Origin of the sequence: Bradyrhizobium sp. USDA 4532, from assembly GCF_024171315.1 — a bacterium.
In the GTDB taxonomy this organism is placed as follows: domain Bacteria; phylum Pseudomonadota; class Alphaproteobacteria; order Rhizobiales; family Xanthobacteraceae; genus Bradyrhizobium; species Bradyrhizobium australafricanum.
On sequence record NZ_JALJZN010000001.1, the window covers coordinates 5,311,224 to 5,323,591 of the forward strand.

A 12,368-nucleotide genomic window follows, 5' to 3' on the forward strand; every position below is an offset into this window, starting at 1 on the left:
CCCGGAATGACGGAGATGGCTCAGGCCAACAACCCACCGCCCTCGCTGACGCGGCGGAGGTGGTAGTCGGTGTCGCCGAGGGTGTTCTCGATCATGGTCAGCCGCTTGAAGTAGTGGCCGATCTTGGCTTCCATGGTCATGCCGATGCCGCCATGAAGCTGGATCGACTGCTGGCCGACGAACTTCAGGGACTTGCCGACCTGCACCTTGGCGGCGGCGACCGCCGACGCACGCTCCTTGGCATCGTCGAAGTCCGACGCCATGGTGGCGAACATCGACATGCTGCGGGCCTGCTCCAGCGCCACGAACATGTCGGCGGCACGGTGCTGCAGGCTCTGGAACGAGCCGATCGCAACGCCGAACTGCTTGCGGGTCTTGATGTACTCGACCGTCTCCTTCAGCGACTCGTCCATCGCGCCGACCGCTTCCGCGCACAGCGCAATGCGGGCTTCGTCGGCGACGCGCTCGATCAGGGGCAGGCCGTTCTCGGGATCGCCGATCGCAGCGTCAGCACCGACCTCGACATTGGTGAAGGTGATGTCGGCCGCGTGCAGGCCGTCTTGGGTCGGATAGCCCTTCCTGGTGACGCCCTTGGCATCCGCTGGGACCAGGAACACGCCGATGCCGGTCTTGTCGCGCTGGCCGCCCTTGGTGCGCGCGGTCACGATCAGCGTGTCGGCGTTCTCGCCGTTGAGCACCACGAACTTCTCGCCGTCGATCACCCAGCCGTCGCCCTTCTTCTTCGCGCTGGTGACGACGTCGAAGAGGTCATAGCGCGAGTTCTTCTCGAGCTGGGCGAAGCCAAAGGTCCTGCTGCCGTCGATGATGCCGGGAATGTACTTGGCCTTCTGCTCGGCCGAGCCACCATGGCGCAGGAAACTGCCGGCGACCACGACGGTGGCGAGATAAGGCTCGACCACCAGCGCCTTGCCGAGCGCTTCCATCACGATCATGGTCTCGACCGCGCCGGCGCCAAAGCCGCCGTCGGTCTCCGCGAAGGGCAGACCAAGCAGGCCCTGCTCGGCGAGCTTGCTCCAGAGCGCTTTGCTCCAGCCGCCCTTCTCCTTCATGTACTTCTTGCGCGCATCGAAGTCGTAGGCATCCGCCAGCAACCCGTCGACGCTTTCCTTGAGAAGCCGCTGCTCCTCGGACAGATCAAAATCCATGTTCGTTCCCTTAACTAACTGATCGTTGTTCAAGCCGGGGCCTCTTCACCTCGCCCCGCTTGCGGGGAGAGGTCGGATCGCGAAGCGATCCGGGTGAGGGGGTACAGGTCTCTCGGCAGTCGTTGCTCGGAGAGATGCCCCTCACCCCAACCCTCTCCCCGCGAAGAGCGGGGAGAGGGAGAGGATCAAAGCCCCAGCACCGCCTTGCTGATGATGTTGCGCTGGATCTCGTTGGAGCCGCCGTAGATCGAAACCTTGCGGTTGTTGAAGTAGCTCGGCGCGATCTGCGCGGTCCAATCCATGCTCTCGTTGGAACCGGCATCGCCGTGCTCGTCATAGGGCGCGGCGAACGGACCGATGATCTCCATCAACAGCTCGGTCGTGGTCTGCTGGATCTCCGAGCCCTTGATCTTGAGCACCGAGGACGCCGGATTGGGCTTGCCCTTGCCGTGCTTGCCCTCGTCGGCGACGACGCGGAGCTGGGTCAGCTCGAGCGCCTTCAGCTCGATCTCGCAGGCCGTGAGCTTCTCGCGGAACGCCGGATCCTCGATCACCGGACGGCCGCCGGCCTCGACCTTGGAGGCCAGCGCGCGGATGCGGCGCAGCCGCTCCTTCGACACGCCGACCCGGGCGATGCCGGTGCGCTCATTGCCGAGCAGGAATTTTGCGTAATCCCAGCCCTTGTTCTCTTCGCCGATCAGGTTCTCGTAGGGCACCTCGACGTCGTCGAAGAACACCTCGTTGACCTCGTGGCCGCCGTCGATGGTCTGGATCGGACGCACGGTGACGCCCTTCGACTTCATGCTGAACACGATGAACGAGATACCCATCTGCTTCTTCGCGGCCGGATCGGTGCGGCAGAGGCAGAAGATCATGTCGGCGTGCTGGGCGAGCGTGGTCCAGGTCTTCTGGCCGTTGATGATCCACTTGTCGCCACGGCGCTCGGCCTTGGTCTTCAGCGACGCGAGGTCCGAACCCGAGCCCGGCTCCGAGAAGCCCTGGCACCACCAGTCGTCGACATTGGCGATGCGCGGCAGATATTCCTTCTTTTGCTTCTCGTTGCCGAAGGTGTAGATCACCGGGCCGACCATGCTGACGCCGAAGGCGAGCGGCTGCGGCGCCGGATAGGACTGCAGCTCCTCGTTGAAGATGTAGTGCTGCACGGTGCTCCAGCCGGTGCCGCCATATTCCTTCGGCCAGTGGGTGACGCCCCAGCCCTTCTTGTTGAGGATGCGCCACCAGGTGACCATCTCGTCCTTCGACAGATGGCGGCCTTCCTGCAGCTTGCGCCGGGTCTCCGGCGGCACGTTGTTCTTGAAGAACTCCCGCACCTCCTCGCGAAACGCTATCTCTTCCTTGGTGAAAGCGAGATCCATCGGATCCTCCTTTTGAAATTCAACTGCTTCTTTCCTGGTCGTCCCGGCGAAGGCCGGGACCCATAACCACCGGCTTTCGTGTTTGACAACGCCGGCTGCCGCATGTGCCCAAAGAGAAGCCGCGGCGTATGGGTCCCGGCCTTCGCCGGGACGACAATCCTACTGCAGCACCTCGAACAGGCCGGCCGCGCCCATGCCGCCACCGACGCACATGGTGACGACGGCGTATTTGGCCTTGCGGCGGCGGCCCTCGATCAGCGCGTGGCCGGTGAGCCGCGCACCCGACATGCCGTAGGGGTGGCCGACCGAAATCGCGCCGCCATTGACGTTGATCTTCTCCGGATCGATGCCGAGCTTGTCGCGGCAATAGAGCACCTGCACCGCGAAGGCCTCGTTGAGCTCCCAGAGATCGATGTCGTCGAACTTGAGGCCATGGCGCTTCAGCAGCCGCGGCACCGCGAACACCGGACCGATGCCCATCTCGTCCGGCTCGCAGCCGGCGGAGACGAAGCCGCGGAAGATGCCGAGCGGCTTCAGCCCGCGCCTGGCGGCCTCCTTGTCGCTCATGATCACGGAGGCGCTGGCGCCGTCCGAGAGCTGGCTGGCATTGCCGGCGGTGATGGTGAAGCCCTCTCCGCGCACCGGCTTGAGGCTGGCAAGCCCTTCGGCCGTGGTCTCCGGCCGCGGACCTTCGTCCTGCGACAGCGTCACCTCTTTCATCGTGACGGCACCGGTCGCCTTGTCGGTGACCGCCATCATGGTGGTGATCGGCGCGAGCTCTTCCTTGAACTTGCCGCCCTGCTGCGCGGCCGCGGTGCGGCGCTGGCTTTCCAGCCCATACTCGTCCTGCCTCTCGCGCGAGATGTTGTAGCGCTTGGCGACGATCTCGGCAGTGTCGATCATGGGCATGTAGACCTCGCCCTTGATCTTGAGCAGCGCCGGATCCTGGGCGTGGAAGGAATTCATCTTGTCGTTCTGCACCAGCGAGATCGATTCACCGCCGCCGCCGACCGCGATCTCGACGCCGTCGAAGATCACCGAGCGTGCGGCGAGCGCAATCGCCTGCAGGCCGGAGGCGCATTGGCGGTCGATCGTGGTGCCGGCAACGGTCACCGGCAACCCGGCGCGGAGCAGTGCCTTGCGCGCGATGTTGCCGCCGGTCGCGCCCTGCTGCATCGCCGCGCCCATCACCACGTCCTCGATCTCCTTCGGATCGACCTTGGCGCGCGCCACCGCTTCGCCGATCGCGTGCCCGAGCAAGGTCGCGCCCTCGGTGACGTTGAGCGCGCCGCGATAGGCCTTGCCGATCGGCGTGCGGGCGGTGGAGACGATAACGGCGTCGGTCATGAGCGAGATCCTGATGCAGTCTGTTGTTGCGTGGATTGAGATGTCTCGGTTTGAGCAGTCTTGGGCTGCTGCTGGCGCAATTCGTGACGCGACAGCTTGCCGACCGGGGTGCGCGGCAATTCGTCGACGAACTCGACGGCCGCCGGCAGTTCGTGCTTACCGACCTTGCCGGTGAGGAATGCACGCAGCTCGTCGATCGAGAAGGTCTTCTCGCCGTCGCGCAGCTTGATGAAGGCCTTTGCCGCCTCACCGCGGTAATCGTCGGGAATGCCGATCACGATCACCTCCTGCACGGCAGGATGGGTGTAGATCGCCTGCTCGATCATCTGCGGATAGACGTTGAAGCCGCCGGAGATGATCATGTCCTTCTTGCGGTCGACCAGATAGAAATAGCCGTCGGCGTCCATGTAGCCGATGTCGCCGGTGAGGAAGCGGTCGCCGACGAAAGCCTCCGCGGTCTCCGCCGGCCTGTTCCAGTAGCCCTTGGTGACGTTCGGGCCGCGGATGCGGATCTCGCCGACCTCGCCGACCGGCATCACCCTGGTGGAATCCTCCAGCGACACGACGTCCATCTCGATGCCGGGCAGCATCAGCCCGATCGAGCCTGGTTTCTCCGGTCCCTCCTTGGGATGGCCGGTGCCGGGCGAGCAGGTCTCGGTCATGCCCCAGCCGCTCTTCAGCTTCATGCCGACGCGGCGCTCGAAGATCTTCGCGACCTCCACCGGCAGCGGCGCGCCGCCGGAGCCGGCGACCACCAGCGAAGAGAGATCGCGCTTGTCGAGATCGGGCAGCGAGGCGATCGCGATCCACATCGTCGGCACGCCGGGAAACACCGTTGCGCGCTTGACCTCGATGTCGCGCATCACGGCCTCGACGTCGAAGCGCTGGTGCAGCGAGATCAGATGGCCGCGCCGGATCGCCGACAGCAGGACGACGGTCAGCGCGTAGATGTGAAACAGCGGCAGCACGCAGATCACGCGCTCGATCGCATTGCGTTCGAGCCGCCCGGGCTTGCCCCAGACGTCGTAGATCGACACCGCCGCGGTGAGATTGCCATGGCTGAGCATGGCGCCCTTGGGCAGGCCCGTAGTGCCGCCGGTATATTGCAGCAGCGCGACGTCCTCGACGTCGACCGCCGGCCATTGCGACGGCCTGGTCGCGCCGTCGATGAACTGGCGATGGGTGATGATCGCGGGATTGTCGGGCAGCGCCGTTTGCGGCGTGCCGACCTTGCCCCAATTGTCGTCCTCGCAGACGATCAGACGATCGAGCAGACCCTTGGCGAGGAATTTCAGCGCGGTCGGCAACAGCGCCGACAAATTGCTGGTGACCAGCACCCGCGCGCCTGAATCGGACAGCTTGTGCGACAGCGCGATCTCGCCGTCGAGCGGCGACAGATGCACGACGCGGGCGCCGGCCTTCAGCGCACCGAAGAAATTGATCGGATGGTCAGGCGAATTGCCGAGGAACAGCGCGACCGACGTTCCCTTGCCGTAGCCGGTCCGCATGAAGGAAGCGGCGGCGGTCTCGACCAGGGCCTCCAGCTCGGCGTAGCTGATCGGCCGGTCGCGGAATTCGAGCACCGGGCGCGCGCCGAACTCGGCGGCGGCGCTCGACAGCAGGTCCGGCAGCGTGCCGCGCGTGATCTCGTCGCTCCACTGCACGCCCTTGGGATAATATTGTTCGCCGGGATAGGTCATGAAAACCAGACTCTGGAAACTGTCATTCCGTGGCACGCGCAGCGTGAACCTAAGATGCGCAATTTGCGCATCGGGGAATCTCGAGATTCCGGGTCTGCGCCTTACGGCGCATCCCGGAATGACACGTGGTTACAGTCGGCCAATCACGCCGCCTTCGACGGCGCGGCGAGCGAGGCGAAGGTCTTGCCCTCGTCGGCGAGCTTCTTGAGCAGCGGCGCCGGCTCGAGCGAGGGATCGTTGGTCTCCTTGGCGTAGAAGGCCAGGCGATCGGCGATGTGCTTGAGGCCGACGGTGTCGGCCCAGAACATCGGACCGCCGCGATAGATCGGCCAGCCATAGCCATAGAGCCAGACCACGTCGATATCCGACGGGCGCGCCGCGATGCCCTCGGCGAGGATCTTCGCGCCTTCGTTGATCATCGGGTACATCATGCGCTCGAGGATCTCGTCGTCGCTGACGACGCGCTTCTTGCGGCCGAGGCGCGCCAGCGTCTCGTCGATCAGCTTCTCGACCTCCGGATCGGGCAGCGCCGCGCGCGAGCCCGGCTCGTACTTGTAGTAGCCCTTGCCTGTCTTCTGGCCGAAGCGGCCGGCTTCGCACAGCGCGTCGGCGATCTCCGACTTGATGCCGCGGTCCTTGCGCGAGCGCCAGCCGATGTCGAGACCGGCGAGATCGCCCATCGCGAACGGGCCCATCGGCATGCCGAACTTGGTCACCACGGCGTCGACCTGTTGCGGCAGGGCGCCTTCGAACAGCAGCTTCTCGGACTGCTTGCCGCGCTGCGCCAGCATGCGGTTGCCGACGAAGCCGTCGCAGACGCCGACCACTGCCGGCACCTTGGCGATCTTGCGGGCGATCGAGACGGCCGTGACCAGCGCGTCGGGCGCGGTCTTGTCGGCGCGCACGATCTCGCACAGCTTCATGACGTTAGCCGGCGAGAAGAAGTGCATGCCGAGCACGTCCTGCGGACGCTTGGTCGACTTCGCGATCTCGTCGATGTTGAGATAGGAGGTGTTGGAGGCCAGCACCGCGCCCGGCTTGGCGTACTGGTCGAGCTTGCCGAACACTTCCTTCTTCACCGCCATGGTCTCGAACACCGCCTCGATCACGAGATCGGCGTCGCCGACGTTCTCGATGCCGACGACACCGTTGATCAGCGCCATCCGCTTGGCGGGCGCGTCCGCCGGGATGCCGCCGCGCGCGGCGGTCGCCTCGTAGTTCTTCTGCATGATGCCCATGCCGCGCTTGAGCTGCTCCTCGCCGGTCTCGATCAGGGTGACCGGGATGCCGGCGTTGGCGAACGACATCGCGATGCCGCCGCCCATGGTGCCGGCGCCGAGGATGGCGACGCGCGCCACGTTGCGGCCCTTGGTGCCCTCGGGGACGCCGGAGATCTTGGCGGCTTCGCGCTCGGCGAAGAACGCGTAGCGCTGTGCCTTGGACTGGTCGCCGTTCATCAGCTTGAGGAAGCCCTCGCGCTCCTTCTTCATGCCCTCATCGAACGGCAGGTCGATCGCGGCGCCGACGGCGTCGGCAGCGGCGAACGGCGCCTCGAGGCCGCGCGACTTCTTGGTCAGCGCAGCGACCGCATTGGTGAAGATCGAACGATCGGCCTTGGCCGCGGCGAGCTTGCTGTCGTCGTCGCGCAGCTTGCGCAGCGGACGCTTCTCGGCGACCACCTTGCGCGCGAATGCCTCACCGCCCGAAGCCGGTCCCTCGACGATCTCCTCGATCAGGCCGGCCTTCAGCGCCGCGTCCGCGCCGATCGGATCGCCGCCGACGATCATCTTGACCGCGAGCTCGGGACCGACCGCGCGCGGCAGGCGCTGGGTGCCGCCGGCGCCGGGCAGCAGGCCGAGCTTCACCTCGGGCAGACCGAGCTTGGCGTCCTTGGTGGCGACACGGTAGTGGCAGGCCAGCGCGACCTCGAGGCCGCCGCCGAGCGCGGTGCCGTGGATCGCGGCAACGATCGGCTTCGGCGAGCTCTCCATCAGGCTCAGCACTTCGGCGAGCCCGGGCGGCTTCGGCGGCTTGCCGAATTCGGTGATGTCGGCGCCGGCGATGAAGGTACGGCCGGCGCAGGTCAGCACGATGCCCTGGACCTGCGCATCATCGATCGCGCTCTTGATGCACTCGAAGATGCCGCCGCGCACCGCGGCGCTCAGCGCATTCACAGGCGGACTGTTGACCGTGACGACGGCAATATTGTCATGACGTTCGAGCTTGACGACTTCACTCACCGGGACTCTCCCTGGATGCTTGTTCTTGGACTTGTGTTGAGTAGCTGCACGACTTGCGTTGAGCCGCTACGATTAGACCAATTTCGCACTGCGAAATTTAATTCCACATCTTGACATGGAGGGTTATTTTGAAGCACGTGCCTTGTCAACGAGCATGACAAGGGCAGGGCAAGGATAGGGATGAAGCGCGCTAGCAAGAAAGCCGCGACCGATCGCAATTTCGTCGTCGCCCTTTCCCGCGGACTGGACGTCCTGCGCGCATTCCAACCCAATGACGGGTTGCTCGGCAATCAGGAGATTGCGGCCCGCACCAAGTTACCGAAGCCAACCATTTCCCGGCTGACCTACACGCTGACCAAGCTGGGATACCTTACACCTGTACCGAAGTTCGAGAAGTACCAACTCGCGCCGTCGGCGATGGCACTCGGCTACGCCGCGCTCGCCAATCTCGGTGTTCGGCATTTGTCCGAGCCCTATCGAGAAGAAGTGATGCGCGCGACCGGCGGAGCGGTCGCCGTCGGCGGCCGCGACCGCCACAGCATGATTTATTTCGGCCAGAGCCGGAACGGCCTGGCGCTCGGCGTACAACTCGACGTCGGCTCGCGGGTGCCGATCGCAACCACCGCGATGGGGCGTGCTTATATTTGGGCATTGCCGCCCGACGAGCGCGCGGCTTTACTGCGTGAGCTGCGGGATCACTACGGCAGCCGCTGGGCCAAGATGCGCGACGGCATCGAGCGCTCCGGCGAGACGGTCGCGAAGCACGGCTTCACGATGTCCGCAGGCGACTGGCAGAACGACGTCGCCGCAGTCGGCGTTGCATTGAGATTGAACGACGGAACCGGTCCTTACGCCTTCAATTGCGGCGCGCCGGCATTCCGCTTCACGGAAGACAGATTGCTCAACGACATTGGACCTCGTCTTGTCGCGATGGTAAGGAACATCGAGCAGGCGCTCGGTGGAATGGCGCCGCAATCCAAAAAAGAAGAACGCAAAAAGACCAGAGTAGGAGGGAAAGTTGCACGTTTGGCCGAGGGGATCAGATAGCCTCCATCACGTCCAGCGAAACGCATCGCAGGGCCGCTCGCACCGCTCGAAGACGGCGGGCGAGACGAGATGACGCAGGCACAGCTCGCGCAGGGGAATGATCCCCTGCTCGCGGTTCGCGACGTCAGCGTCGTGTTCGGCGGCATCATCGCACTGAACGGCGTGTCGTTCGACATGCGCCATGGACAGATCCTCGGGCTGATCGGGCCGAACGGCGCCGGCAAGACGACGCTGTTCAATTGCCTGTCGCGGCTCTATCAGCCGTCGTCGGGCGACATCCTGATGGAAGGCAAGAGCATCCTGTCGCGCCCGCCGCACCGGATCGCCGAGATCGGCATCGGCCGCACCTTCCAGAACGTCGCGCTGTTCCCCAACCTGTCCGTGATCGACAATGTGCGCGTCGGCGCGCATGCGCGCACCTCGAGCGACATCGTCAGCGACTCGCTGCGCCTCGCCTGGGTCCGCCGCGGCGAGACCGACATGAACAAGAAGGTGCACGACATCCTCGGCTATCTCGATCTCGAGGACGTCGCCCACACCGTGGTCTCGGGACTTCCGTTCGGCACCCAGAAGCGCGTCGAACTGGCGCGCGCCCTGGCCGCGGATCCGAAGATCCTGCTGCTCGACGAGCCGGCCGGCGGCCTCAATCACGAAGAAGTCTATGTGCTCGGCGACCTGATCCGCAAAATCCGCGACGACCGCAAGATCACCGTGCTGCTGGTCGAGCATCACATGGGTCTCGTGATGTCGATCGCCGACCACGTCGTCGCGCTCAATTTCGGCCGCAAGCTTGCCGAAGGCACGCCGGCCCAGGTCCAGGCCGACCCTGATGTCATCAAGGCCTATCTGGGGAGCAAGGACCAATGACCACGATGCTCAACGTCAAGGACCTGCGCGCCTATTACGGCCAGGTCCAGGCCCTGCACGGCCTCTCCTTTTCGCTCAACGAGGGCTCGCTGACCACGCTGCTCGGCGCCAACGGCGCCGGCAAGACCACCACACTGCGGGCGATCTGCAACATGGTGCGCTCCACCGGCGCGATCGAGTTCGAGGGCAAGCCGATCGGCACGCGCTCGACCGAAAACGTGGTCCGCCTCGGCATCGCCCACGTGCCGCAGGGCCGCGGCACCTTCACCAACATGACGGTGGAGGAAAACCTGCAGCTCGGCGCCATCAGCCGCCCGGACAAGAGGGCGATCGGCGCCGACATCGAACGGATGTACGAGCATTTCCCGGTGCTGAAGCAGCGCTACACCCAGCAGGCCGGCACGCTGTCCGGCGGCGAGCAGCAGATGCTCGCGGTGGCGCGCGCGCTGATGCTGCGGCCGCGCCTGATGCTGCTCGACGAGCCGTCGTTCGGCCTCGCGCCGCTGATCGTGCGCGACCTGTTCCGCATCCTCGGAAAGATCAATCGCGAGGAAAAGGTGACCATCCTGGTGGTCGAGCAGAATGCGCAGCTCGCGCTCGAGCTCGCCGACCAGGCCTACGTGATCGAAACCGGACGGATCGTGATGTCGGGCAATGCCAAGGACATCGCGAACAACGAAGACGTCCGCAAATCCTATCTCGGCTACTGAGGGAGCTGGCACAATGGAGCTTTTTGCCAACCAGGTCCTGGCCGGCATCGCCACCGGCGCGATCTATGCCTGCATGGCGCTCGCGGTGGTCATGATCTACCAGGCCATCGACCATCTGAATTTCGCCCAGGGCGAAATGGCGATGTTCTCGACCTTCGTGTCCTGGCAGCTGATGCAATGGGGCGTGCCATATTGGGGCGCCTTCGTGCTCACCGTCGCCTTTTCGTTCGCCGCCGGCATCGTCATCGAGCGGTTGCTGTTCAAGCCGCTGGCGAAGGCGCCGATCCTGACCAACGTCGCCGGCTTCATCGCGCTCTACGCGATCATCAACTCGGTCGCCGGCCTGATCTGGGACTTCACCATCAAGCAGTATCCGACGCCGTTCGGTTCCTCACCGTTCCTCGGCAGCCAGCTGATCTCGACCCACCAGGCCGGCATGATCGGCATCACGCTGTTGATGCTGCTCCTGCTGTTCTTCTTCTTCCGCTTCACCCGGGTCGGTCTTGCGATGCGCGCCGCCGCATCGCTGCCGGAATCGGCCCGGCTGGTCGGCATCAACACCTCGTGGATGATCGCGCTGGGCTGGGGCATGGCCGCCTCGATCGGCTCGATCGCCGGCATGATGATCGCACCTGTGGTGTTCCTCGAGCCTAACATGATGCTCGGCGTGCTGATCTATGGATTTGCCGCAGCCGTGCTCGGCGGCCTGTCGAGCCCGTTCGGCGCCGTCATGGGTGGCTTCCTGGTCGGCGTCTTCGAGAACCTCGTCGGCACCTACATCCCCGGCGTCGGCAATGAACTGAAACTTCCGATCGCGCTTGCGCTGATCATCGTCGTCCTGGTCGTGAAACCGGCAGGCCTGTTCGGCCGCGCCATCGTGAAGCGAGTTTGATCATGAGCGCCGCTGAAGAAATCGTCACAGAAGGCTCCGCAGTCGAGGCCGTTCCCAAGCGCGCCATGACGCTCGGCTATGGCACCTCGCTCGTGGTGCTCGCCGCGCTCGTCCTGATCCCGCTGTTCGTGAAGAACTTCATCATCTTCCAGATGACGATGCTTCTGATCTACGGCCTTGCGGTGCTGGCGCTCAACATCCTGACCGGCGGAAGCGGCCAGTTCTCGCTCGGCCAGAGCGCGTTCTATGCCGTCGGCGCCTATACCTCGGCGATCCTGATGGAGCATGTGGGCATGAACTATGCCCTCACGCTGCCGATCGCCGGCATCGTCTGCTTCGCCTTCGGCTTCCTGTTCGGCCAGCCGGCGCTGCGGCTATCCGGCGTCTATCTGGCGCTCGCGACCTTTGCGCTAGCCACCGCGATGCCTCAGCTTCTGAAGCTGGGCTATTTCGAGCACTGGACCGGCGGCGTGCAGGGTCTCGTGGTCACCAAGCCGGATGCGCCGTTCGGCCTGCCGATGGGGCAGGACATGTGGCTGTATTACTTCACGCTGGTGGTCACGATCGCGATCTATATCGCTTCGGTGAACCTGCTGCGCTCGCGCTCCGGCCGCGCCTTCATGGCGATCCGCGACAACGAGATCGCGGCTTCCGCGATGGGCGTCGACGTCGCGCTGTACAAGACGCTGGCGTTCGGCGTCTCGGCCGGCATCACCGGCGTTGCCGGCGGTCTCGGCGCCATCGCAGTGCAGTTCGTGGCGCCCGACGGCTACACCATCCAGCTCGCGATCTCGCTGTTCCTCGGCATGGTGGTCGGCGGCGTCGGCTGGCTGCCCGGCTCGATCGTAGGCTCCGCCTTCATCATCTTCGTGCCCAACATCGCCGAGGGTATTTCGAAGGGCCTTTCGGGCGCGGTGTTCGGCGTGCTGCTGTTCCTCGTCATCTTCCTCGTGCCGCACGGCGCCAGGCAGGTTGCGATCGTTGCCCAGCAACTGGCCGCAAAGTTCAAGAAAAACTGACAGC

Annotated in this window: 10 protein-coding genes; 5 read left to right on the top strand and 5 right to left on the bottom strand. The window is 64.9% G+C overall.

Going from position 1 to position 12,368, the window contains the following annotated elements; all coding sequences use genetic code 11:
- Positions 1 to 20: 20 nt before the first annotated feature.
- From pimD to J2R76_RS24515, 5 genes are all read right to left on the bottom strand, one after another.
- A complete protein-coding gene (gene pimD / locus J2R76_RS24495) occupies positions 21 to 1,166 on the bottom strand; it encodes a pimeloyl-CoA dehydrogenase small subunit (RefSeq protein WP_253625100.1) in 1,146 nt (381 codons plus the stop codon).
- Positions 1,167 to 1,351: 185 nt separating this feature from the next.
- Positions 1,352 to 2,542, bottom strand: coding sequence for a pimeloyl-CoA dehydrogenase large subunit (gene pimC / locus J2R76_RS24500; RefSeq protein ID WP_057016017.1), 1,191 nt, complete (start codon positions 2,540 to 2,542; stop codon positions 1,352 to 1,354).
- Positions 2,543 to 2,701: 159 nt separating this feature from the next.
- A complete protein-coding gene (locus tag J2R76_RS24505; protein WP_253625101.1) occupies positions 2,702 to 3,889 on the bottom strand; it encodes an acetyl-CoA C-acyltransferase in 1,188 nt (395 codons plus the stop codon).
- The gene (pimA, locus tag J2R76_RS24510) at positions 3,886 to 5,589 is read right to left on the bottom strand and encodes a dicarboxylate--CoA ligase PimA (RefSeq protein WP_253625102.1); all 1,704 of its coding nucleotides are present in this window, start codon (positions 5,587 to 5,589) and stop codon (positions 3,886 to 3,888) included. Before pimA ends, J2R76_RS24505 begins: the two co-directional genes overlap by 4 nt.
- Before the next feature lie 143 nt (positions 5,590 to 5,732).
- Positions 5,733 to 7,829: a 3-hydroxyacyl-CoA dehydrogenase NAD-binding domain-containing protein gene (locus J2R76_RS24515; RefSeq protein ID WP_253625103.1), complete on the bottom strand. Its 2,097-nt coding sequence runs from the start codon at positions 7,827 to 7,829 to the stop codon at positions 5,733 to 5,735.
- Positions 7,830 to 8,009: 180 nt separating this feature from the next.
- Here J2R76_RS24515 and J2R76_RS24520 point away from each other — a divergent pair, with 180 nt between their 5' ends.
- From J2R76_RS24520 to J2R76_RS24540, 5 genes are all read left to right on the top strand, one after another.
- A complete protein-coding gene (locus J2R76_RS24520) occupies positions 8,010 to 8,876 on the top strand; it encodes an IclR family transcriptional regulator (RefSeq protein ID WP_018269093.1) in 867 nt (288 codons plus the stop codon).
- 69 nt (positions 8,877 to 8,945) lie between these two features.
- Positions 8,946 to 9,743 (top strand): ABC transporter ATP-binding protein, encoded by a 798-nt coding sequence (locus tag J2R76_RS24525; RefSeq protein ID WP_016847575.1) that lies wholly within the window; start codon positions 8,946 to 8,948, stop codon positions 9,741 to 9,743.
- Entirely contained in the window at positions 9,740 to 10,453 is a 714-nt protein-coding gene (locus J2R76_RS24530) for an ABC transporter ATP-binding protein (RefSeq protein WP_253625104.1), read from the top strand. Before J2R76_RS24525 ends, J2R76_RS24530 begins: the two co-directional genes overlap by 4 nt.
- A gap of 13 nt (positions 10,454 to 10,466) precedes the next feature.
- Complete coding sequence (locus J2R76_RS24535) at positions 10,467 to 11,345, top strand: branched-chain amino acid ABC transporter permease (protein WP_028339071.1); 879 nt, start codon at positions 10,467 to 10,469, stop codon at positions 11,343 to 11,345.
- 2 nt (positions 11,346 to 11,347) lie between these two features.
- On the top strand, positions 11,348 to 12,364 hold the full coding sequence (locus J2R76_RS24540) for a branched-chain amino acid ABC transporter permease (RefSeq protein ID WP_057016013.1): 1,017 nt from the start codon (positions 11,348 to 11,350) through the stop codon (positions 12,362 to 12,364).
- The last annotated feature ends 4 nt before the right edge of the window (positions 12,365 to 12,368 follow it).

What these genes read in the sequence shown, in the direction of transcription:
- J2R76_RS24505 (WP_253625101.1), bottom strand. Translation starts at nt 3,889, where the DNA reads ATGACCGACGCCGTTATCGTCTCCACCGCCCGCACGCCGATCGGCAAG.
- pimA (WP_253625102.1), bottom strand. Translation starts at nt 5,589, where the DNA reads ATGACCTATCCCGGCGAACAATATTATCCCAAGGGCGTGCAGTGGAGC.
- J2R76_RS24520 (WP_018269093.1), top strand. Translation starts at nt 8,010, where the DNA reads ATGAAGCGCGCTAGCAAGAAAGCCGCGACCGATCGCAATTTCGTCGTC.
- J2R76_RS24540 (WP_057016013.1), top strand. Translation starts at nt 11,348, where the DNA reads ATGAGCGCCGCTGAAGAAATCGTCACAGAAGGCTCCGCAGTCGAGGCC.
- J2R76_RS24530 (WP_253625104.1), top strand. Translation starts at nt 9,740, where the DNA reads ATGACCACGATGCTCAACGTCAAGGACCTGCGCGCCTATTACGGCCAG.
- pimD (WP_253625100.1), bottom strand. Translation starts at nt 1,166, where the DNA reads ATGGATTTTGATCTGTCCGAGGAGCAGCGGCTTCTCAAGGAAAGCGTC.
- pimC (WP_057016017.1), bottom strand. Translation starts at nt 2,542, where the DNA reads ATGGATCTCGCTTTCACCAAGGAAGAGATAGCGTTTCGCGAGGAGGTG.
- J2R76_RS24535 (WP_028339071.1), top strand. Translation starts at nt 10,467, where the DNA reads ATGGAGCTTTTTGCCAACCAGGTCCTGGCCGGCATCGCCACCGGCGCG.
- J2R76_RS24525 (WP_016847575.1), top strand. Translation starts at nt 8,946, where the DNA reads ATGACGCAGGCACAGCTCGCGCAGGGGAATGATCCCCTGCTCGCGGTT.